The sequence below is a fragment of the Bradyrhizobium barranii subsp. barranii genome, assembly GCF_017565645.3.
Lineage (GTDB): Bacteria > Pseudomonadota > Alphaproteobacteria > Rhizobiales > Xanthobacteraceae > Bradyrhizobium > Bradyrhizobium barranii.
In genome coordinates this window covers 6,678,422-6,699,775 of the sequence record NZ_CP086136.1, presented here as the reverse complement: position 1 = coordinate 6,699,775, position 21,354 = coordinate 6,678,422, and the positions used below count along the sequence as shown (strand labels likewise).

Sequence of the window (21,354 nt, the reverse complement as noted above, 5' to 3'; positions counted from 1 at the left end):
CCGGCCGTCCCGGACGGAGCCGCGCCCGGCAGGCTGGCGTCGGGTCATCCAGTTTCGGAAGCTCCGCGGTAACGAATGACCTGGGATTTTCCTAGGGGTATGCTTTGCAGGAATGTCTCTTCAAGCTTAGCTTTAGCCGTGACCCGACAGGCACGAAGACTTATTGATCCGCGACCTTGGACCAAGTCCCGCTGCTGTCTTTCATGTCACGATGAGAGATACCGGTGTCCCAGTCGACGCAGATTCGGACATCCTTGAACTCATTCAAGGTGCATGCTTCACGCACGATGACCTTGCCGTTCATGTCCTCGACCGTTTTCAAGAAGGCGACTTTGCCTTGATTATCGACGTAGCTCAAACCGATGTTGCACACCTTTAGTTCAGGCTGGCAGGAGCGATGAAGGAGCGGCTTTCCGTTATTCTGACTCGCCGATCGGTCCATCGCCTTGTTTACCATTTCCGCCCAAGTAGGGGCAGTATCAGGCTTGGAGGTCCGCGAAGCGGTGACGCCACTGCCTGATGGGGACAACGACAAAGGTGCATTTGGCGGAGTTTGCTGCAGATTGGCGACGGGCGGAGTGACCTGAGATGGACGGCCCATCATGGTGACGCCCATTGATTGAAGCTCCTGAGGGCTCAGCCAGACCATATCCTGCGAAGACGTAACGACCATCCGACCAATGATGGCGGCTGGGACGCCGAGCTCCTTTCCGATTTTCGCCATGGATACTGTTGCAGCACCTGACGCGGCAGTTTCTTCGCCATTTTCTCCTGAAGCTCCGTGGACGCCGACTTGTGCGCCGTAGCCGGCGTTCTTGGTCGAACCGGCAGCGAACATCAGAAAACACGCAGAGGCGCAAACCGCTGTTTTGCCAACGTTGGTAGACGTTTTGCCAAACCTGATAGCGTCGGCGATCTTTACACCTTCGAGCAAGTTGCCGCCTGGAGAATCCAGCCTCACGTTCGCGACAAACTTCCCGGAATCGTTGGCTTGGCGAACTGACTGCAAAAACTTGTCGGCGTCGCCTGGAACAATTTCTCCAGTGATCCAGATCGTCGCTTGCCCAGATTTACCCACGCCGACTTTGACTTCGGCAGAGTGGCCGTGAGTAGATAACGTAAGAAGTACAAGCGAAATTAAGACACTTGAGCGCGATTTGCCCATCACTCCCCCCAATCGACGAGCATTGTCTCGCAACCTCGACGCGTACGCAAGGCCGAAGGGGATTGGCTGCCACGAAGCCCAACAAGGCTTGTCGGCTCATTGCGGAGGGCGCGTGCCCCGCTTAGTTGGTTCGCGACGAAGCAACATTTATCGAGCGATCCGCCCGCCGGTCGCACTCAATATCGAGGCGTCCGATGACCGCTCTGACCCGTGGACGGATTGTAGTTGCCGCTGGTCCCGAAGTTATCACGCTGCGTGCCGTTGGGATTTGTAGCGACGTAAGGCGCCACGTAAGTTCCGTTGCTGCGGGTGTAGCCAGACGATGTGTGCGTGCTCGGGTTAGAGCCGGTACCAGTTAAATATTGCGCGTCGGCCGCGGTAGCGGTCAGCAAGAACGCCGCCGTCAAAATAAGCTGTTTCATCCCTGGTCCCCCAAATAGTGTTATTAGTTTGGGGATGCAACCACGAAGTCATTCGACAGTCGAGTTCGACTATTGGATGAGCCACAGCAGATGGTGCTTGCGAGCTTATGCAGGCAAATGTCTGAGGGAGGTCGCGCAGGGATAGCCGTGTATGAATTGCGCCACTGTCTACTAGCGCTGCAAAACTGGGGCAGGGGAATGAAGACTCTCAATTGTATGCTGGCTGCGCTGACGATTGCGATCACCTTCGGCGCCGGGCTCCTGAATGCGCGTGCTGATAGCCTGCGCTGGGTATGTAGATACGAGGCGATGGCATCGCCATCTGGAATAAAGCAAGAGAGCTTTAGGCTCGAGTTTGTCTTGGACACACTAACCAAGAAAGCTGTGCTGATCGGCAACGCCGGCGTTTCTGACCTAGACGTTTTCAACGGTAACCAGGCCATCACATTTCAAGAAAAACTGGCCACAGGCGCAATTCAGACCACGACGATCAGTCATACAGACGGTCGATCGGTACATAGCCGCCACTCGATCATGAACGGCACATTTGTCCCCTCGCAGTACTACGGCGGCTGCAAGTAGCTTCCAAAATCAGGTGGCAACGTCTGCTGGCTCGCTCGCGCTGATCGGCGGCAGCGCCGGCTTGCGCGGCCGCTTCTTGAGATCTTTGTGGTTGAAGTGCCCGCGGGCGGGACCAGGACCAGCCAGCGCTTACATATCTTTCGCAGGGTAAACTCGGAAATGCCAAGATCGCCGGCCGCACGGATCATTGTCTTACTCCAAACTAGTACCCACTTTTCTTGGAACGTGAGTCGTGATTCAAGGTCGGGATGATACCCGAAGCAAGAGAAGTCCACCTTTCGAGGAAAGATCGCAAGGTGCTTGAGGCGTGCTGTCGCTCACCGGTGACGTTGCAGCGCGATTTGAAGCGGGCGCGGATAGTTCTGTTGGCGGCGGATGGGCGCAGCACCCGGTCGATCGCCAAGGAAGTTGGGGTCCAGCCGCGGATTGTCAGCCTTTGGCGGCATCGCTATGCCGACCATGGCCTTGAAGGGCTGCAAGACAAGCCGCGGCCTGGCAAGCAGCCGATCTATACGAAGACGACCGACAAGCGGATTCTGAAGCTGCTGGATAAGCCGCCACCGCAAGGGTTTGCGCGCTGGACCGGCCCCCTGCTGGCCGAGGCGCTGGGCGATGTCGATGTCCAATATGTCTGGCGGTTCCTGCGCAGCCACAAGATTGACCTGGTGGCTCGCAAGTCCTGGTGCGAGAGCAACGACCCGAACTTTACGGCCAAAGCCGCCGATGTTGTCGGCCTCTATGTCGCGCCGCCGGCGAAGGCCATTGTGCTGTGCGTGGACGAGAAGCCCTCGATCCAGGCTTTGGAGCGAGCGCAGGGTTATCTGAAGTTGCCCAATGGCCGCGCCTTGACCGGCCAAAGCCACGATTACAAGCGGCATGGCACCACAACATTGTTTGCGGCGCTCGAAGTCGCCACCGGAAAGATCATCGCGACCCATTCAAAACGCCGGCGCCGCGTCGAGTTTCTCGATTTCATGAACAGCGTCACCGCGGCTTTTCCGAACCGCAAGCTTCACGTCATCCTCGACAACCTCAACACCCATAAAAAGAACGAGGACTGGCTCAAGGCCCACCCCAACGTGCAATTTCATTTCACGCCGACAAGTGCGTCATGGCTCAATCAGGTCGAAGTATGGTTTTCCATCTTGCAGGGGCAGTCGCTCAGCGGCACCTCCTTCACGAGCCTCAAGCAGCTTCAGGAACACATCGATGCCTACGTCAACGCATACAACGACAGAGCCGAGCCCTTCGTCTGGACCAAGAAAAAGGTCCGTCAACGCCGTTTCAAAGGCCGCCGTATCACTCAGCTCTGATTCCGGGTACTAGATCTCGGATCTCGGCGCGTGTCGTTTCTCTCCGCAGATGGCGACGCCCGATGGAAATCTTTCTGCTTTTGCGCGGCCGCTTGATCCCGTGCTTTCGCTCGAATGCCTTGGTGGCCCTGTCTTCCATTCTTGATCGGTAGCGCGTCAGGCGCTCGGGGTACGCTGCGCATAGACCGCGCGCCCACCGTTTGGGCAGAGCGGGCCTCGGATGACGAGGTCGTGCTACTTGGCGCCCGTCAGTAACAAGCCCGCGCCGCTGCAGTAGAGTGGGCGTTCTACTTGCTCTATTTGCCCCACGGCGCTAACCCTATATCGGCAGGGAACGTCACATGTCAGACAAGGCCCGCGAGTTAATCGATTTCTGGGTGGAGAACAGCACGCTGTGGGGCAGCACCAGACTGCGGGCGCGTCGCAGGATGTAGCAGAACTCACGCGGCGTCTCATCGAGGCTGCCAAGGGGCAGGGCATTTCCGAAGCCGAGTTTTAGGCGGCAATTGGCGACATCGCCCCCTATATCGAAGAGCTTCTGAGGGGGGTGAATAAAGCCGAAGGCGAACGGCGCAAGCCTACTTAGGCTTGGTCAACCTTTACACATCACCAGGATCAAGTTCGATTTCTTGGAACATCCGCTGTTGCTCAGCCGTCAACGCTTCCGCCGTCCAGCCTTCAGGCACGGCCGCGAGTACCAAGGTCAGCGCCTAGCTCGGCTTAGCCAGCGCAATCCAGATCTCAGTTTTCGTATCGTCCGAGGCTACCTCAACGACAGTAAAACTGTTGCCGAACGACTCAGCCATCCGCCCCCAATTCCACAGCTCGCGACTGGTTTCTACTTTCGCAGATGTGAAACCGCAGCACGGCCGATTGGCCTGTTGAGTGAGAGTAGTCCCGTTGAACTAATCGGGCTTTCGATGATCTTATAGGAAGGGCCACTCGGAATGCCGCCGTGCCCCACCAGAACGAGCGTGTAGAACTCGCTCCAAACGTGGCAGGCTGTTTACCTTCTGCCAATCATCCGTCGGGGATCTGTCCAGCGATGAAGTCTGCAGCGCGCTTCGCGGGATCGGTCGCGACATGCGAATAGCGCGCGGTGGTGGCAGCCTGAGTGTGACTCAGCAGGCGGCCAATGATGCGCAGGCCGAGACTGCAATCCGCTGCCGAAGCCCGCTCCGAAGGGTGCAGGCGTTTAACTTTTTCCGTGGCTTCCCGGTGGCTTTTTCGGGCAAAACTTCCGACGTGTCAAACTGGTGACTGCTATATCATATTGAACCATATGAATTATTTGGTGCCGGCTGAGGGGATTGAACCCCCGACCTTCGGTTTACAAAACCGCTGCTCTACCGCTGAGCTAAGCCGGCAAAACCAAACAATTATAAGCAGTTAACGAGAAGAAACTTGTCCGGTCGGCACGTTGGGGTGCACGGTCGGGCAGCGTTTGCGTCGATATAGCCGCAGTCGGGGTGTAGGTCTAGTCTGACTGGCTTGCGCTCTTGTCCGCACCGCCGCCTGGCAGAAAATGTGTAGAGCCGGAGAACGCTTTGTGAAACCAGACTGCCCCCGTTGGAGGTACGGGCGAAGGATGTCAGACCAAAAGAGCGGATGATCGTCGACGCAACCGTCAATCAATTCTTGGAAGACTAAGGCTGACAAAACGATGGTGCTCCAAAGCTGTCAAAGCCTTGCGCGGTCTCGGAACCAAATACGTCCCTTTGGAGTGAGGACGAGACATGAAACGCTTTCTCGCCATCGCCGCTGCACTCGCAGCCGCCGACGCTCAGGCGGCGCCTCTAGACGATGCAATCAACTGCGCGAATTACGCGACTATTGATGCCGTCTGTCGTGAGCAAAAAGACCCAAGCGACCCTTTGCTCGGCAAACTCAAGACTGCAGCAGGCGTGTTGCACGGTCGCAGCATTCGCATAGGTGCGCAGGCTGGCGTTTCCAAAGAAGCGGTTGGAGCCTTGGCTACTATCGCCAACGACAAGATGACAAACGAGATGTCGCGCAAGTGCGACAACATCAAAGTGTTGCGTGATCAATTCGAGGGCACTTGCCGCCCGGTGATGGATCAAGCGTATCAAGATACGCTCATGATGATAGACGAGATCATGAAGAGAAAGGGTCGCTAAGAAGTTAGCGAACGCGCCGCGCTAAAGCATTAGCGACCGCGATGTGGTCGTAACCCTCGGCGTAGTCCTTTTTCCAGCGTGAATTGTTTCGGTACATCCGGTCGAGCTTGGCTTTCTCCTTCGCATCGGCCACGGTCAGGATACCCTTGCAATAGAGTTCGAGGGAGGCGTTCGCAAAACCGTAGTCACTGGCGGCCTTGCCGTGATCGACCGCGTGCGCGGCGCCGGTCAGGGCGAGCAGTGTTGCGGAGGCTAGGACGATGGCGGCGGTGCCGGGTAGTCGTTTCATGTGTCACCTCATATCCGCGAAGTGAACTTTTCGGCATTCCATGCTTCCAGAGGTGCGTTTCGCCGCCATGAAACAGGCGGCCCGTAGGGCCGCCTGATCCTCTTCACCCGACTTGTGCCGTGTTACTGGCAGATGTGCTGGAGGCCGTCCGCTCCCTTGTACCAGGTCCCGGGCCGGCAAACGATGCCGTTGCGGGCCGCATAGGTATCCCAATTGCCGTACCAGCCCATTTCGCTGCGGCCGCCGACATATCCACCGGAGGTGTCATAGGCGTAGGAGTTGTCCCAGCCGCGGAACGGCGCGGATGCAACGGCTGCCGCGGTACCGACGGCGGCGCCAGCAACGGCGCCTGCGGTGTCGACCGGCCAGAAGCCCGATCGAGTTTCGTCATTCGGATTCACTTGGCCGCGGGCCATGTGCCGGCGCCGATAGGCGCGATCGGTGGTGGGATTGCCGGGGGTGAGATTCTGGCAATTGGGATCCTGGAAGAGCCCCGTACAGCGGCCCGAATTGTCGACTGTGGTTTGCGCGAAGGCCGGTGTTGCCAGCGTGGACGCGACGATCGCGGCCAAGCCAAGAAGCTTCAGGCTCGTCATGGCATTTGCTCCATGTTGTTGAGACCTGTGCTAAGCGCGCCATCCGGCAGTCGTTCCGCGGATTCTCGCATGTGGGGTCACATCGACGTGAGCCCGCGGAGGATGTGCGGTTTGTGTCACGCAACCTCGTGCGATCCAGCATGTGCGGCGGGTTTGTGTCCCGTTAACGCTTCGCTAGCGCAGCTTGCGGCATTTGAGCCGCTATCGCCCCTTGCACGTTAGGCTTACCGGAAATTGGTGAGCGGGCCTTAACCCTCTCCGCGTGGCGATCGGATAGGTTGAGCGTCGGATAAACCGGGATCCTTCCATGCGCGCTCTCGCGCTCGCCGCCTTTCTGATCGGATTGCCCGCGACGGCGTTTGCCGGCGGCGGCTTCGATATCGTCGTTCCCGGCCGCCCGGGCGTGCCCATCATCATCGACAACATCGACGCGTCCTACAGCGTGGTCGAGGGTGTCTGGGGTCTCGGCAAGAACGTCCAGGTGCAGCCGACCATCTATGGCGGGCGCTACATCGCCGAGCGGCAGCCCGAGGACGTCGGCCATTATTATCCGACCATGGGCTTGCGGCCCGGCTACGGCCGACTCGAGGTCGAGCCGCCCGCCAACCGCAAATTGCCCAGGCCCGCCGAGAGCTATCACCAGAGCTGGGGTGTGCAATCGGCGCCGCTGCCGCCGCAGATGGACGTGCCCGTCAATCCGCCGCCGGTGATCTTTGCGCCTGAGATCAACGACCGTCCGCGGCGTCCTCGGCCGCGGCCGCATGCACAGGCGCCCGGAAGGCCGCCAACTTAAGAAACGTCAAAAATTCAAGAAAAAATCCAAGATACGAAAATCAACAGGAGAGAGTAATGCGTCAGATGATTTCGGGACTGGTTGCGGCGGCTGCCGTGATGTTCGTCGCCACCGCGCCCGCCGCGGCTTGCGGCTTCAGCACGTGCGCACCGGTTGCGCCGGTCTATAGCGGCTGCAACACGGGTTGCGGTAGCTGGGGCTATGGCCCGGGTTATGGCGGATGGGGCTTTGAGCACCTCGCCGAGCCGGCCACGCAGTATTACTACGTCAACCAGGGGCCGACCTACACCGGACCGGGCGCATTCGCGCCGTACCCGACCTATCGTGAGGACGCGGTCGTCGCGCCCGCTAACTACGGCTACGGCCGTGGTTATGGCTACGGCAACGGCTATGGCTATCGTGCCCCCGCCGCCTATCCCTATCAGCGCCCGTACTACCGTCCGTATCGCTACGGCTATGGCCCGCGCTACGGCTATCTGCCGCGCACGCACTACGGCTACGGTCCGCGCTACGGCTACGCCCACCGCGCGCCGTATTACGGCGGCCACCGCGTGCTGCGCCGCTATTACTGATCGTTTGATTGGTTGAGTTGACGAAGCGCCCGTCCGCGCGATGCGGATGGGCGTTTTGTTGCTTGGATTCTTAGTTTGACGCGTTTTCTTTACGCGAACCGGTATCCACGTCGCTCGAAAACGCTCTACCGCTTCATCAGCCCGAGCCGGCTCGCGCCGACATAGAGCGAGAGCACAGCGGCGTTGGAGACGTTGAGGCTCTTGATCTCGCCGGGCATGTCGAGCCGCGCCACGACGCTGCATGTTTCGCGGGTCAGTTGCCGCAGGCCCTTGCCTTCGGCACCAAGCACCAGCGCGAGCGGCTCGCGCAGCGTGACGTTCGAGAGGTCCTCGCTGCCTTCACTGTCCAGCCCAACGGTCTGGAAGCCGCGCTCGTTCAGCGCAGTGAGTGCGCGGGCGAGGTTCTGCACGGTCACCATTGGCACCAGCTCGAGAGCGCCGGAAGCGGCCTTGGCCAGCACGCCGGTTGCCTCGGGGCTGTGCCGTGCCGTGGTGACGATCGCCTTCACCGCGAACGCCGCTGCGGAGCGCAGGATGGCGCCGACATTGTGCGGATCGGTGATCTGGTCGAGCACCAGCACCATGCCTTCCTGGTCCAGGGTCTCGATGTCGGGCGAGGGCAGGGCGTCGGCCTCGGCCAGCAGGCCCTGGTGCACGGCGTCGGGCGACAGCAGGCGGTCGATCTCCTGGGGCCGGACGATCTCGGGCGCGACGCGGGTCGCGATGTTCTCGTCCGCAAGCCGCTTTGCGGCGTTCTCGGTCAGCGTCAGCTTGCGGATCTGCCGCTGAGGGTTGGCCAGCGCCATGGTCACGGTGTGCCAGCCATAGAGGATGACCGGTCCGTCGGACTGCGAATCGCGGTCGCGCCAGGCCGGCCGGCCGGCTGATTTTCCGGGCCTGTTGAAGGGCTTAGCCCCGCCGCGGGGGCCCCTTGGGGTAAATTTTCGATCCTTCATGGGCTCGCTTGTGTCACGGGTCCCGGAATATGGCAATTTGGGTGGCTTCGGGGGCGATTTTAGCTGTTCGCCTCGGTTGACTTTGCCCCACCGCATCGCCCATAAACGCGCCCGGTCGCGCCCCCATCCGGGCTGTCGCGGCCTTCACGTTCCATGGCCGTCTTCGGTCGCCGGCAAGGTCCGGCCCGATTGTGCTGCCGTCGAGCGGGGGAGTGTCCCGAGTGGCAAAGGGAGCTGACTGTAAATCAGCCGCCTCATGGCTTCGCAGGTTCGAGTCCTGCCTCCCCCACCAGCCTTCGCTCGCTTCGCGAGCTACGGCTGGGCAAGCCAGACCAAGTCACCGTCACGCGAAGCTAGCGAAGGCTGTCGCGCCGTAGCCCGGAGGGCGTAGGCGGACTGGCTCAGAGCGTAAGTCACCCCATCATCTCCCTGACCAGCGGCACCACTTTCCCCCCGTAAAGCTCGATGCTCCGCATCAGCTTCTCGTGCGGCAAAGGCCCCGCCGAATACTTCAGCTGGAAGCGCGAAATGCCAAGCGCCTTTGCGGTCTTGGCGATCTTGCGCGCGACGGTCTCCGGCGAGCCGACATAGAGCGAGCCGTGCTCGGCCTCATTGACGAACTCGTCGCGGCCCATCGGCGGCCAGCCGCGCTCCTTGCCGATCCGGTCGCGCATCGCCTTGTAGTCGGGCCACAGCTCTTCGCGCGCCTGTTCGTCCGTCTCGGCGACGTAACCGGGCGAGTGCACGCCGATCGGCTGCGCCGGGCGGCCGAACTCCTTGAAGGCGCGATGATAGAGATCGACGTAAGGCGCAAAGCGCGCGGGATCGCCGCCGATGATCGCGAGCATCAGGGGCAGGTCGTAATGCGCGGCGCGCACCACCGATTGCGGGCTGCCGCCGACGCCGATCCAGGTCTTAAGCCGGCCATTCTCGACCGGCGGATAGACCAGTTGATCTTTCAGCGGCGGACGCAGCTTGCCCTCCCAGGTCACCGGCTGCTGCGACAAGAGTGCCGTGAACAGGTCGAGCTTCTCCTCGAACAGCGCCTCGTAAGCGCGCAGGTCGAAGCCGAACAGCGGAAAGGACTCGGTGAAGGAGCCGCGGCCGAGGATCACCTCGGCACGTCCGTTGGAGAGCGCATCCAGAGTCGCAAAGCGCTGGAACACGCGAATGGGGTCGTCCGAGCTCAGCACCGTCACGGCCGAGCCGAGATGGATGCGCCTGGTGCGCGACGCGATCGCGGCGAGCACGGTCTCGGGCGAGGAGATCGCAAAATCAGATCGGTGGTGCTCGCCGAGGCCGATGAAGTCGATGCCGAGCTCGTCGGCCAGCACGGCTTCGTCGACGACGTTGCGGATCACCTGCGCATGGGGAAGCATGGCGTCGCTCGCGTCCCTGGTGACGTCGCCAAAGGTATCCAGTCCGAATTCGAGCGGTGCGGTCATCGATCAGGTCTCTGTGGGGAGGATCGACGACATCTAGTGGATGGCCGCCGGGTCACAAGGCGGGTTTCGGAAATGCTTGGTTTCCGTTTGGTAGACCCTTGCTCTCAGCGCGGTCACGAGGCGGCAGATGTCGTTGCCGCCTCGTGCTCATGACAGTCAGAGCGGATCGCGGATCAGCGGCGAGGTCGAGCAGTGGATGCCGCCGCCGCCGAGCGCGACCTTGTCGTAAGCCACAACGCGCGTGGTGATGCCGGCCTTGGCGAATTTCTCCATGGTCCGCGGCGAAATGCCTTCGGGCACGATGACATGGCCCGGGCGTACGGCGAGACAATTGATCACCCAGTTCTGGTCATCGGGACAGACCTCGATCTGACGAATCCCGAGTTCCTTCAATTTTTCAAGGAACCAGAACGGCAGCAACGTCGGGTTCACGAAGGCGGTATCGCGGTCGATCATCACGAACATGCCGTCGATGTGCAGCCGATAGCCGGTCAGCTGGACGCGCAGCAGCTCCACGCCCTGCGTGCGCAACACTTCCTCGAGCTGGCGTGCGCCTTCCTCGTCGACGCGGCTCGACAGCCCCACGACCGCGACCTTGGGCGTGATGAAGGCGAAGCTGCCACCTTCCATGAGTCCCGTGCCGGAGATCGTCCTGAGGATCGGCATCCCGAGCTTGGCCAGGGTACGGCTGACCGGCAGCTCTTCCCCGCGCCTGATGGGGGGGCCGAGGCGGGTGACGATGGCGCCGCCGTCGACGGCAATCACGCTGTCGCGCGTGTAGACGGTCTTCATCTTGCCCGGCGCGCATTGATCGACATAGACGACCTCCGCACCTTCCTCGCGTAACGCCTGAGCGAGCGCGTCATGCTGGCTCTGCTGTGCGGCCAGATCCGGGATCACGTCGCCGCGCCAGTACCAGCCTTGCTCGGGGTCGCCGAAGGCGCCGATCTCGGGCAGGCGCTTGTTCGCGTCAACGATATTCAACTCGGCGCCGGGGCGATGCATGAGCACCATCCGGATCTGGCCGACGTCGTTGTTGCAGCCCCAGCGGCGCCCCCAAACGCCGACCTGCTCCGATTCCGTCTCGAAGGCCGGTTCGGCGCGCGACGGAAACGCTTTGATCAGCATGTTGTAGCGAAATTCTGGCTCGGAAATGATCGACATGAGGGTCTCCTGCGGGAAGTGGTTGGTGTGGCGCATGCGGGCTCAACGCGAGCGGTACGCCCGGACTGCGATATCGATGAAGAGAAGACTGACCGTGATCAGGATGAGCACGGCGGCGACTGCGGCCATGGTGGGATCGAGTTGTTCGTTGATGCCGTCCCACATCCGCCGCGGAAGCGTGAAAACCCCGCGGCCGGCAATGAACAGCACGATCACCAGCTCATCCCAACTGTGGATGAAGGCGAAGATCACACCGGAGATGATGCCCGGCAGAATGTTCGGAATGATGACCATGCGCAGCGTCTGGCCAATGCTGGCGCCGAGGTTGAGGGCCGCCTGTTCGAGCCTGGGGTCGAAGCCGGCGAGTGCCGTCGAGACGGTGATGATCACATAGGGCATGCCGGTCACCGCATGGGCGATGATCACGCCGGTGTAGGTATCGATCAGCCTGAGGTCCACCCAGACCTGATAGATGCCGAGCGCGTAGACGATGGTCGGCACCATGATCGGCATCAGCATGACGAGGCGGACGATATTGCTGGCACGGTTGCCGAGACGCCAGCATCCGATAGCGCAGAGCGTTCCGGCGACCGTCGCGATGACCGTCGAGCAGATCGCGATGACGAGGCTGTGCAGGATGCTCGTCAGCCAGGCCTGGCTGGTCAGCAGGTTGCGATAATATTGCAGCGAGACGCCGTCGCGAGGCAGCGACAGATAGGGACGATCGGTCAGCGACACCGCGAAGACGATGGTGATGGGCAGGACGAGAAAGCAGATAATCGCCCATGCGATCGAGCGCGTCATGGGCGAGGAGCCTTCGAATGCGGTGCTGCTGGTGCTCATATGGACCCGAACAGCTTGCGCAGATCGACGACGCGGGCGAGCGCGACAAGCAGCCCGCCGATGATGATGAGCAGGGTGCCGGCCAGCATGCTGCCAACGCCCCAGCGGACGATCTCGAGAATCTGGACCTTGATATATTCGGCGATCATCAGAGTCTTGCCGCCGCCGAGAATGGCCGGGGTCACGAAGAAGCCAAGGGAGAAGATGAACACGAGGATACTGGCGCCGACGACTCCGGGCATCGACAACGGCAGGAACACCTGGCGGAACGCGACGGCGCGGCTGGCACCGAGGCCCCGGGCTGCGGCAACGCATCGTTGATCGATGTCGCGCATGTTGGCGTAGATGGGGAGGATGCCGAAGGGCAGCATGTAGTGGACCATGCCGATCAGCACACCGGTCTCGTTCCAGATCAGGCTGAGCGGAGCGTCAACCAGTCCGCTTGAGATCAGGATGTTGTTGATGAGACCCTCGCGCCGCAGCAGCACAAACCAGGCGAAGGCGCGCACCAGGACAGAGATCCACAGCGGCACGAGAACGCCGAGGAACATCCAGCGGCGGACCCGCTCGCTCGTATGGACCAGCGCGTAGGATACGATGTAGGCGAGCACGAGCGTGATCAGCGTGCTGATGACGCTGATGCGCGCCGTCGTCGCCAGCATGCGCTGGATCGACGCGCTGGTCGCAAGCATGGCGTAGTTGTCGAGGCCCGGCCGCGGCTCGGTGACGCTCAACCAGAGCACCTTCGAGATCGGGTAGATATAACAAACGATCATCAGCGCCAGGGCCGGCAGGATCAGCAGCCAGTAGCGCGCGGTTACGCCGAAGCCCGGACGGGACGGCGAGGGCGTCAGCTGATCTGCAGGAGAGCTCATCGATATCGGACCCGGGCGCTCGGGGCTTTGCGCGGTTTTGGCGAGGTTTTGGCAGCGCGGCGCCGAGGAGCGCCACGCCGCCGGTAACGGACGTCAGGAGGAGATGAAATCCAGATAGGCCTGGAAGGTCTTGGAATGGTTTTCGATGTACCAGGCCGCGTTGATCCTGGCCTGAACCGCTGCGTTTGCGGGATCGGCCGGATTGGTCGCGCGCAGCGCTTCCGGCACCATGGACTGGGCCGCCGGGTTGGAGGGACCGTTGCCCATCGCAGTCAGAAGTTTCACCTGCCCCTCCGGCTGCTGCATGGAGGCGATGGCGCGGAAGGCCTCGGGGCCGGCCGGATTGTTCTTCGGCACGACCCACAAGCCGGGCTGCAGAAGACCGTCCTTGAAGGTGTAGGCGATGCGGTTATTGGTCTCGGCTTTGAGGACGTTGGCGCGGGTGTGCCACAACAGGCCCATGACGCATTCGCCGTCCCGCATCAGGCTCTGGCTTTCGGCGCCGCTGTTCCAGTAGAGCACATCCTTCTTGATGGTGCCGAGCTTGGCGAAGGCGCGCTTGACGTCGAGCGGATAGAGCTGGTCGAGCGGGACACCGTCGGCGATCAGGCACAGCTCGAGCATGGCCTGGGAATCCTTGCGGACCATGCGGCGGCCGGGATATTTCTTCAGGTCGAAGAAGTCTGCGAGGGTCGGCGTCTCCTTGACCTTGGCCGTGTCCCAGGCGAGCACGGAGGAGAACATGTAGTTCACGACGCCATTCTCGTAGGCGAATTCCGTGGCGACCTTGCTCTTGTCGACGATGCTGTAGTCGATCTTCTCCAGGGCGTTGCGCGGCCCGAGCTCGGCCAGCGTCGTGACGCCGCAATCGCAGATGTCCCAGGTGACGTTGCGCGACTGGACCATTGTCAGGATCTTGCCGTTGAGGGGGCCGCTGCCGTCCAGCACCATGCGGCCGCCCTGCGCGGCGAACGGCTGCACATAGGCTTCGTCGAAAGCCTTCATGGCGGCGCCGCCGTAATTGACCACGACGACCTCCTTGCGCGCCTCTGCGCGGGCAGCGCCGGCGGCGAGCACTGCGGGAGCGGCGAGAAGGCTGGCGCCTCCCTTCAGGAGGGCGCGCCGGGTCGGGGTGAAAATTGAATTGCGTTCGTTCATGACGGAAGCCCCATTCGTTTGTTTCGACTGTTGCGGCACTGCAGTTCAGGCATCGGTGACCAGCGTCCCGGCGCTGTGGTCCCAACCGATCGTTACGGCGTCGCCGGCGACGGGCGGCTCGCCATGTCGCCAGGTCGGCATCATCACGACGACGTCGCCGAATTCCGGCGTGGCGACCACGAGCCGGAATTGTGAGCCCAGATAGCTCCACTCGGAGACGACGCCTTTGAGCGTATTGTCGGGTTGACCGGTTTTGCCGGCGAGCGTGATCTTCTCCGGCCTCAGGGCGATCACGACGGGCTGGCCGATCGCCGGGCGATTGCAGTCGTCGCTCGCCTGGATGATCCGCACGCCCTGATGGGTCAGCACGAAGCCGCCGGCCACGTGATTGTCCACGCTGCCCTTGAGGAAATTGCTCTTGCCGAGAAAGTTGGCGACGAAGCTTGTCGCGGGCCGCTCGTACAGCTCGGTCGGCGATCCCTGCTGGACCATCTTGCCGTCTCGCATCACCACGATCCGGTCTGACATCGACAGGGCTTCGTCCTGGTCATGGGTGACGTAGATGAAGGTCAGGCCGATCCGCTTGTGCAATCGCTTCAGCTCGTCTTGCAGCTCTGCGCGCAGCTTCTTGTCGAGCGCGCTCAGCGGCTCGTCCAGCAGAAGCAGGTGAGGCGTGAAGACCATCGCGCGGGCAAGCGCGACGCGTTGCTGCTGGCCGCCGGAGAGCTGGCGCGGATAGCGGCCGGCTTGCGAGCTCAGCTGCACCAGATCGATGGCGGCATCGACCTTGCTCTTGATCTCGGCGGCAGGCCGTTTGCGCACCTTCAGCGGGAACGCGACGTTGTCGTACACGGTCATGTGCGGAAACAGGGCGTAGCCCTGGAACACCATACCGAAATTCCGCTGCTCGGGAGGGAGTCGCAGGATGCTCTGTCCGCCCAGCAGGATGTCGCCGCGATCGGGCTGGACGAAGCCGGCGATGGACATCAGCAGCGTGGTCTTGCCTGAGCCCGAGGGCCCCAGCAGCGTCAGAAATTCTCCGCGCTTGACGGTGAGGGACACATCGTTCAGCGCCGCGAAGTCTCCGTAGAACTTGACGAGCCTCTCGATCTTCAAATCGTGATCAACTCCTGCGGAAGCTGACACACTTATGAAATTGTTGCTGGTCATTCTCGTCTTCTGGCTACGGCGGCAGAACGTGCGGAGATCCGTGTATCCCTGCAGATTGGCCGAGAGCCAAAATCGCAACAATCATCTAATTTGCATCTGTATGGTGTGTTTTTTGAACGATTGACCCGCCGGTGGCCGACGGTTGCAATCAGTGCGTTCGGTGTGCCGACGATGAGCGTCGGCGTTGTCGCTGGACAGGCGGCCTATTCAGAACGAGCCGCCGCATCGATTGTCCTGGCGATGCCCCCCTGGAATGCTTCCTTCAACCAGCGGCGCAGCACCACCAGTTCGGGGTCGCCCCAACGTCTGGCAACAGCGACGAAGTAGTAACCGCCGAGACTGACGGGGTGAGGGCTAAGATCGACCAGTCTGCCTGCGGCGAGGTCCTCCTCGACGAGCAGCGTGTTCGCGAGTGCGACGCCTTGTCCCTGTCTTGCGGCCTCGATCGTCAGATGGGCATGCCAGAGGTGCGGTCCTCGCAACATCGGCAGGTCGGTGACCCCCGCATTTTCGAACCATTGCTCCCAATAGAGCGTTGAGGCTTCGTGGATCAGCGGCAGGTTCAGGAAATCGGAAGCCTGAGTGACGACGGGATGGCGCGCCCTGAACGCGGGGCTTGCGACGGCATGAATCTTCGGCGCCGCGATCAGCTCGGTCCTGACCTTCGGGCGGCTGATCATCATGTTCATGTGAACGATCTCGGCATCAGCCTCGCCGCGCGTGAAGTCCGCACGCGACAGCGTTGGATACAGGGCGATGTCGTAGTTCGGCAGACTGGCCATGAGCGCGGGCAAACAGGCGAGCAGGCGCTGATTGATTATGCCGGGAATGCACCAGATCGTTAGGGTTCGGCGGCTGGCCGGACGAACATCTTCGTTGGCCTGGCGCAGGATGTCGAAGGCGCGGGTGACCCGGGCGTGGAATGCTTCGCCGGCGGCCGTCAGCAGCAGGCCGCGTCCGTGCGCCGCAACCAGCGCGACATTGAGATCGAGCTGGAGCTTGCGGATGTGTCGGGAGACGACGGTCGGACTCACCGACAATTCATCGCTTGCCGCCTTGATGCTGCCGGTGCGGCCGACAGCCTCGAAGGCTCTCAGGGCATTGAGCGACGGAAGCCGCAGTGACAAGCGATCCTCTGGCAAAAGCCACCTCTTTCCAGATGATCTAGCTCACCAAACCAACCAGCGAAAGCAGGATCCGCGCCAATCCGAGGGATCGATGTACTGGGATTCGGATCCACCTACCGCCACATCCCCCGCATCCGCGCCCCGATATCGATCTTCGGGCCCTGCGCTGCCGTGCGGGCCGCAGCCGAAGCCGCTTTCGGCCAGGCGGTGCGCTCGAACAGATAGACGAGGGATTCCGGGATGAAGCGGGTGCGCGAGGCGTAGACGTGGCGGTCGCCCTTGGCTTGCTGGCCGTGGGTGAAGAAGCGCTGCGGCACGACGAGATGCAGATCGTCCTTGGCGCGCGTCATCGCGACATAGAGCAGGCGGCGCTCCTCCTCGAGCTCGGCCGAGGTACCGGCGCCGAGATCCGACGGCATGCAGCCGTCGACGACGTTGAGCACGAACACCGACTTCCATTCCTGGCCCTTGGCCGAATGGATGGTGGAGAGGATCAGATAGTCCTCGTCGCGCAGCGGAGGACCTGATTTGTCGCTGGTCGCATCCGGCGGGTCGAGCGTGAGCTCGGTCAGGAATTTTTCGCGCGAAGCGTAGCCGCTCGCGATCTGCTCGAGCTGCATGAGATCGGCGCGGCGCGTCTCGGAATCCTCGTGGATGCGATCGAGATGCGGCTCATACCAGAGCCGCACGCGCTCGAGATCGGCGGGCCATTCCGAGTAACGCAGATTTCCGACCGTGCGGACGAAGTCGGTCCACTCGGCACCGGTGCGTGGCGGCACCGCAAGCTGGCCGAGTGCGGCAAGCGGATCGGTGCTCTCCGCCATCTGGTCGAGCACGCGCTGCGCGGTGGCAGGACCGACGCCAGGCAACAGGTGCAGGATGCGGAAACCGGCGACGCGGTCGCGCGGATTCTCGGCAAAGCGCAGCAGCGCCAGCACGTCCTTGACATGCGCGGCATCGAGAAATTTCAGTCCGCCGAACTTGACGAAGGGGATGTTGCGGCGGGTCAGCTCGATCTCCAGCGGACCGGAATGCGAGGACGTGCGGAACAGCACCGCCTGGTGCTTGAGCAGCGCGCCTTGCTCGCGGTTGGCCAGCACCTCTTCGACGATGTAGCGGGCCTGGTCGGCCTCGTCGTGGACGGTGACGAGCTGCGGCTTCTGCGACGAGCTGCGGTCGGTCCACAGGTTCTTGGTGAAGCGTTCGCGCGCAAGCCCGATGACGCCGTTGGCCGCCGCCAGCACGGGTTGCGTCGAGCGATAGTTGCGGTCGAGCGTGATCATCTCGGCGTGGGGGGAGAAGCTTTGCGGAAAATCAAGGATGTTGCGAACACTGGCGGCGCGGAACGAATAGATCGACTGAGCGTCGTCGCCGACCACGGTTAGCCCGCGTCCATCCGGCTTCAGCGCCAGCAGGATCGAGGATTGCAGGCGGTTGGTGTCCTGATATTCGTCGACCAGCACGTGATCGAAGCGGCCGCCGATCTCTTCGGCGATCAGCGCATCGCTCATCATCTGCGACCAGTAGAGCAGCAGGTCGTCGTAATCCAGCACGTGCTGGGCCTGCTTGGACTCGACATAGGCCGCGAACAGGCCCTTCAGTTCGGCGGCCCAGCCGGCGCACCAAGGATAATGCTGGCCAAGCACTTTTTCGATCTCCATCTCGGCATTGACGCAGCGCGAGTAGATCGACAGGCACGTGCCCTTGGCGGGAAAGCGGCTCTCGGTCTTCGACAGGCCGCGCTCGTGCCGGACCAGATTCATCAGGTCGGCGGAATCCTCGCGGTCGTGGATGGTGAAGGCTGGATCGACGCCGATCCGCTCGGCATATTCGCGCAGGAGGCGCGCGCCGATGCCGTGGAACGTGCCGGCCCAGGTGAGGGCGTCGCGCATGATCGCGGCATTGTTCTCGCCCAGCACCTTTCGGGCGATGCGCTCAACCCGGCCGGCCATCTCGGCCGCGGCGCGGCGGGAGAACGTCATCAGGAGGATGCGTCGTGGATCGGCGCCTGCGACGATCAGGTGCGCGACGCGATGGGCGAGCGTACTGGTCTTGCCGGAGCCCGCGCCGGCGATGACGAGCAGGGGGGCGCCCACGGTCGCGCCGTCGGCGACGCCATGCTCCACGGCGCGGCGCTGCTCCGCATTGAGCGTGTCCAGATATGTCGCCACGAATCGCCCCGGTGAAAGGGTGAGAGTCGGCGATCCCGGCGCGAATCGCAATGCGGCTGGACGGAACCAATGTTAAGACCTAGGGACAACACGGCCCGAAGTTCCAGCCCGAGAACCACGCAACCGGCATGACCGAGCTCAAGCCCGACCAGTTCGAGATGCGGCGGCTGGAGTCGCTCAGCAACACCATCTTTGGCGTCGCCATGACGCTGCTCGCCTACGACCTGCCCAAGGCCGCGGTGTTCACCAGTGCCCCGAGCTGGAGCGATCTCGCCCATGTCTATTCCGGCAAGCTCGCCGGTCTCGCGCTCAGCTTTATCATCGCCGGCGTGTTCTGGATCAGCCACCACCGCCGGCTCGCACGCCAGCCCGTGGGCAGCCGCGGCATGGTGATCCTCAACCTGTTCTTCCTGCTGTCGATTGTGTTGCTGCCGGTGACCAACGGCCTCTACACCAATTACAGCATGAGCAGCGCGGTGGCCGTGCTCTACGGCCTGCATCTGACCGCGATCGCCGGCCTCAATGCCTGGCTGTGGTGGACGATTTTGGGCGGCTGGCGCCACGAGATCATGGCCTCGATGTTTCCGCTGCTGGTGTTCATTCCGGGCACGATCGTTGCGGCCTTCGCGCCGCACGTCGCGCCCTACGTGTGGTTCATCGCCTTTGGCGGGCTGCTGATCCAGCGCTTCTACGTCAGGCGGGCCGAACCAGATGCGTGAGGCGGCGGCTCATCCCTTTGTCGCGCCGAACCCGTCGGCCGGCACGTAAAGCTTGACCGGACGGATTTCGTAGACCGCCGACGGGTTGATCTCGCGCAGCTTCCGCGCCGCCGCGATCGCTTCCTCATCGGTATCGTAGTCGACGAGGTGGAAGCCGAGAAGCTGCTCCTTGGTCTCGGCAAACGGGCCGTCCAGCACCATGCCCGCGCCGGGGCCGCGCAAGGTGTGCGCCTTTCGGGTCTCATCCAGACGAGCGGCCGGCCCAAGGTGGCCGCTTGCCCTCAAGGGTGCCTGAACCTCGATCACTTTGGCCACGACCGCGGCGTCCTGCTCCGGCGTCCAGGACAAAATCTCGTCTTCCACATGATAGGCCAGGATGGCGTAAAGCATCATCACCTCGTTTGTTTTTGAGCTCGTAGTCCGAAGTATGTATGAGCGCGGTCGATACCGACAATCCCGGAGACTAACATATTGCGTCGCGTAAGTTGCGACGAAACCGTCCTGAAACCCGATTGCCGCCCTCGGAGGTGAACGCTGCCCAAAGCCGAGGCGACTGATGGCCACCAAGAACACTTCGGAGGCGGCCATGTCGACCATCAAGATCATCTGCGACGCGCGTCGGGCGGGAAAGTCGGAAGCCGCGGATTTGCACGACCAGTCCGGCCACCACCGCTATTACGGCAGCTCGGCCGAGAACGGCGGCGAGCGGATCGTCGAAAGCCGCCGCGGAAAACGCCCGCGCGCGCTCAATGTATGTGGCTTCTGAAGTCTTCGGCGCCACCGTCTTTCGACATGGACGTCCTGCAAATATCGATCGCGGCGATGCCGTTCCTGCTTGCGCTGATGAGCCGGACGGGGAAGGCAATCGCGCCGTGCCTGCTGACGAGCATCATCACCGTGCTGCTCGGAGACGAGCCTCATCGGGCGGTCATGGCCTGGTGCGTCGGCATGCTGATTGCCGCCGTTGCCCTGCGTGAGCGGCTTCGCGCGAGCTGACCCGGCGCCGTCACGGCGTGCTCAGGACCTGTTTGACCAGCGCCTCGCGCAGCGTTGCCAGCTCGCCGCTCGCTTCCATCTGCGCGATCACCTTGCCGACCTTCGGCACCAGATCGCGATGGCGTTCGTGCAAATAATGGTAGATGTGGATGCGCTCCAGCGGTGGTGAGAGCGGGACAATCCTGGTCTGCAGATTGAGTTTCCTCACCGCGACGAGCCCGCTGAAGAGGTCGGTGACCATCACCTCGAAACGGTCGGCGTCGAGCATCCTGATCATGTTCTCGAGGCTGGTGGTCGCGGTGACGCGGGCCATGCCGCGCGTCCTGGCCTCTGAGGAGCCGACGCCGCGGACGATGCCGATGCTGTACTCCCTGATCGAATTCCAGCCGGCGACGTCGAAACGGAGTTTCGTCGCGAAGACCGTCGGCTCGATGTAGTTGATCGCCGGCGTCACCTGAATCAGCGTCGGGTAGTCGCTGGAGAGTGTTCCGATCCGCTGGATCTCGCCATCGACCTCGCCGGCGCTCGACAGCGCCAGCGCGCGCTTGCCGGGGACGTCCTCGAACGCCAGCTTGATATTCAGCTTGGCGTAGACGGCCCGCAGCATCTCGCCGCCGACATATTGATCCGGGATGTCGGCGATCCGCGCCAGCCGGATGAGCTCCTGCGCGTGCGACGGACCGGCGGCGAGCAATGACAGGCAGGCGACGATGATCCGCCACATGACGCGCCTCCTTTACCTCGCATTGCTCCCATTGGATTCGGATGGCCGCGATCCACCTGGGGTGGCACCCGTGTGGCGGCCGCACCGCTCGCTTGTCTTGCAGACGACTGCGGAATTTAACCAATGTCATTCCAGT

Annotated in this window: 23 protein-coding genes and 2 tRNA genes; 9 read left to right on the top strand and 16 right to left on the bottom strand. The window is 62.2% G+C overall.

From position 1 onward, the window contains the following. Nucleotides 1-160 precede the first annotated feature (160 nt). Both J4G43_RS32715 and J4G43_RS32710 read right to left on the bottom strand, forming a co-directional pair. The gene (locus J4G43_RS32715; protein ID WP_028169917.1) at nt 161-1,165 is read right to left on the bottom strand and encodes a COG3904 family protein; all 1,005 of its coding nucleotides are present in this window, start codon (nt 1,163-1,165) and stop codon (nt 161-163) included. A 176-nt stretch (nt 1,166-1,341) separates the two neighbouring features. Beyond that, a complete protein-coding gene (locus J4G43_RS32710) occupies nt 1,342-1,587 on the bottom strand; it encodes a hypothetical protein (RefSeq protein ID WP_080588541.1) in 246 nt (81 codons plus the stop codon). 198 nt (nt 1,588-1,785) lie between these two features. Between J4G43_RS32710 and J4G43_RS32705 the strand changes: the two genes are divergently transcribed. Both J4G43_RS32705 and J4G43_RS32700 read left to right on the top strand, forming a co-directional pair. Then, nucleotides 1,786-2,169 carry a hypothetical protein gene (locus J4G43_RS32705; RefSeq protein ID WP_141378678.1) on the top strand — a complete coding sequence of 128 codons (384 nt, stop codon included), beginning with the start codon at nt 1,786-1,788 and terminating at the stop codon, nt 2,167-2,169. A gap of 248 nt (nt 2,170-2,417) precedes the next feature. Beyond that, a complete protein-coding gene (locus tag J4G43_RS32700; protein WP_026192128.1) occupies nt 2,418-3,482 on the top strand; it encodes an IS630-like element ISRj1 family transposase in 1,065 nt (354 codons plus the stop codon). Nucleotides 3,483-4,774: 1,292 nt separating this feature from the next. Here the strand turns inward: J4G43_RS32700 and J4G43_RS32695 are convergent. After that, nucleotides 4,775-4,849: transfer RNA gene (locus J4G43_RS32695), tRNA-Thr, on the bottom strand. A 369-nt stretch (nt 4,850-5,218) separates the two neighbouring features. Here J4G43_RS32695 and J4G43_RS32690 point away from each other — a divergent pair. Further along, nucleotides 5,219-5,620, top strand: a complete 402-nt coding sequence (locus tag J4G43_RS32690) for a hypothetical protein (protein WP_208087473.1) — start codon at nt 5,219-5,221, stop codon at nt 5,618-5,620. A gap of 4 nt (nt 5,621-5,624) precedes the next feature. Here the strand turns inward: J4G43_RS32690 and J4G43_RS32685 are convergent, their stop codons facing one another. Further along, nucleotides 5,625-5,909 (bottom strand): hypothetical protein, encoded by a 285-nt coding sequence (locus J4G43_RS32685; RefSeq protein ID WP_208087472.1) that lies wholly within the window; start codon nt 5,907-5,909, stop codon nt 5,625-5,627. Nucleotides 5,910-6,031: 122 nt separating this feature from the next. After that, complete coding sequence (locus J4G43_RS32680) at nt 6,032-6,505, bottom strand: hypothetical protein (protein WP_208087471.1); 474 nt, start codon at nt 6,503-6,505, stop codon at nt 6,032-6,034. Nucleotides 6,506-6,812: 307 nt separating this feature from the next. Between J4G43_RS32680 and J4G43_RS32675 the strand changes: the two genes are divergently transcribed. Together J4G43_RS32675 and J4G43_RS32670 are read left to right on the top strand one after the other, a co-directional pair. Then, on the top strand, nt 6,813-7,298 hold the full coding sequence (locus J4G43_RS32675) for a hypothetical protein (protein WP_071912719.1): 486 nt from the start codon (nt 6,813-6,815) through the stop codon (nt 7,296-7,298). Nucleotides 7,299-7,354: 56 nt separating this feature from the next. Further along, the gene (locus tag J4G43_RS32670; protein ID WP_208087470.1) at nt 7,355-7,870 is read left to right on the top strand and encodes a hypothetical protein; all 516 of its coding nucleotides are present in this window, start codon (nt 7,355-7,357) and stop codon (nt 7,868-7,870) included. 125 nt (nt 7,871-7,995) lie between these two features. On the opposite strand, the gene rlmB is transcribed toward J4G43_RS32670, so the two are convergent. Continuing rightward, a complete protein-coding gene (gene rlmB, locus J4G43_RS32665; protein ID WP_085405379.1) occupies nt 7,996-8,826 on the bottom strand; it encodes a 23S rRNA (guanosine(2251)-2'-O)-methyltransferase RlmB in 831 nt (276 codons plus the stop codon). 206 nt (nt 8,827-9,032) lie between these two features. Between rlmB and J4G43_RS32660 the strand changes: the two genes are divergently transcribed. After that, nucleotides 9,033-9,118, top strand: a tRNA-Tyr gene (locus tag J4G43_RS32660). A gap of 121 nt (nt 9,119-9,239) precedes the next feature. Here J4G43_RS32660 and J4G43_RS32655 read toward each other — a convergent pair. The 8 genes from J4G43_RS32655 to J4G43_RS32620 all read right to left on the bottom strand — a co-directional run bounded on the left by J4G43_RS32655 (nt 9,240) and on the right by J4G43_RS32620 (nt 18,779). Next, the gene (locus J4G43_RS32655) at nt 9,240-10,271 is read right to left on the bottom strand and encodes an LLM class flavin-dependent oxidoreductase (protein ID WP_208087469.1); all 1,032 of its coding nucleotides are present in this window, start codon (nt 10,269-10,271) and stop codon (nt 9,240-9,242) included. A gap of 156 nt (nt 10,272-10,427) precedes the next feature. Further along, a complete protein-coding gene (locus J4G43_RS32650; protein WP_208087468.1) occupies nt 10,428-11,435 on the bottom strand; it encodes a dimethylarginine dimethylaminohydrolase family protein in 1,008 nt (335 codons plus the stop codon). A gap of 42 nt (nt 11,436-11,477) precedes the next feature. After that, nucleotides 11,478-12,278 carry an ABC transporter permease gene (locus J4G43_RS32645; protein WP_063982540.1) on the bottom strand — a complete coding sequence of 267 codons (801 nt, stop codon included), beginning with the start codon at nt 12,276-12,278 and terminating at the stop codon, nt 11,478-11,480. Continuing rightward, complete coding sequence (locus J4G43_RS32640) at nt 12,275-13,153, bottom strand: ABC transporter permease (protein WP_208087467.1); 879 nt, start codon at nt 13,151-13,153, stop codon at nt 12,275-12,277. The genes J4G43_RS32645 and J4G43_RS32640 overlap by 4 nt, the downstream gene beginning before the upstream one ends. Nucleotides 13,154-13,246: 93 nt before the next feature. Then, complete coding sequence (locus J4G43_RS32635; RefSeq protein WP_208087466.1) at nt 13,247-14,311, bottom strand: ABC transporter substrate-binding protein; 1,065 nt, start codon at nt 14,309-14,311, stop codon at nt 13,247-13,249. A 45-nt stretch (nt 14,312-14,356) separates the two neighbouring features. Beyond that, on the bottom strand, nt 14,357-15,427 hold the full coding sequence (locus tag J4G43_RS32630; RefSeq protein WP_225005249.1) for an ABC transporter ATP-binding protein: 1,071 nt from the start codon (nt 15,425-15,427) through the stop codon (nt 14,357-14,359). 257 nt (nt 15,428-15,684) lie between these two features. Beyond that, the gene (locus tag J4G43_RS32625) at nt 15,685-16,608 is read right to left on the bottom strand and encodes a LysR substrate-binding domain-containing protein (protein ID WP_208087464.1); all 924 of its coding nucleotides are present in this window, start codon (nt 16,606-16,608) and stop codon (nt 15,685-15,687) included. A gap of 113 nt (nt 16,609-16,721) precedes the next feature. Further along, nucleotides 16,722-18,779 carry an ATP-dependent helicase gene (locus J4G43_RS32620; protein WP_208087463.1) on the bottom strand — a complete coding sequence of 686 codons (2,058 nt, stop codon included), beginning with the start codon at nt 18,777-18,779 and terminating at the stop codon, nt 16,722-16,724. A gap of 128 nt (nt 18,780-18,907) precedes the next feature. Between J4G43_RS32620 and J4G43_RS32615 the strand changes: the two genes are divergently transcribed. Continuing rightward, nucleotides 18,908-19,498, top strand: a complete 591-nt coding sequence (locus J4G43_RS32615; RefSeq protein WP_208087462.1) for a TMEM175 family protein — start codon at nt 18,908-18,910, stop codon at nt 19,496-19,498. 9 nt (nt 19,499-19,507) lie between these two features. Here the strand turns inward: J4G43_RS32615 and J4G43_RS32610 are convergent, their stop codons facing one another. Then, complete coding sequence (locus tag J4G43_RS32610; protein ID WP_208087461.1) at nt 19,508-19,888, bottom strand: YciI family protein; 381 nt, start codon at nt 19,886-19,888, stop codon at nt 19,508-19,510. Nucleotides 19,889-20,054: 166 nt separating this feature from the next. On the opposite strand from J4G43_RS32610, the gene J4G43_RS32605 reads away from it, so the two are divergent. Both J4G43_RS32605 and J4G43_RS32600 read left to right on the top strand, forming a co-directional pair. Further along, nucleotides 20,055-20,264: a hypothetical protein gene (locus J4G43_RS32605; protein WP_014494462.1), complete on the top strand. Its 210-nt coding sequence runs from the start codon at nt 20,055-20,057 to the stop codon at nt 20,262-20,264. Nucleotides 20,265-20,290: 26 nt separating this feature from the next. Next, entirely contained in the window at nt 20,291-20,494 is a 204-nt protein-coding gene (locus J4G43_RS32600; RefSeq protein WP_208087460.1) for a hypothetical protein, read from the top strand. A 10-nt stretch (nt 20,495-20,504) separates the two neighbouring features. Here J4G43_RS32600 and J4G43_RS32595 read toward each other — a convergent pair whose 3' ends face one another. Continuing rightward, entirely contained in the window at nt 20,505-21,218 is a 714-nt protein-coding gene (locus J4G43_RS32595; protein ID WP_208087459.1) for a substrate-binding periplasmic protein, read from the bottom strand. Nucleotides 21,219-21,354: the final 136 nt, after the last annotated feature.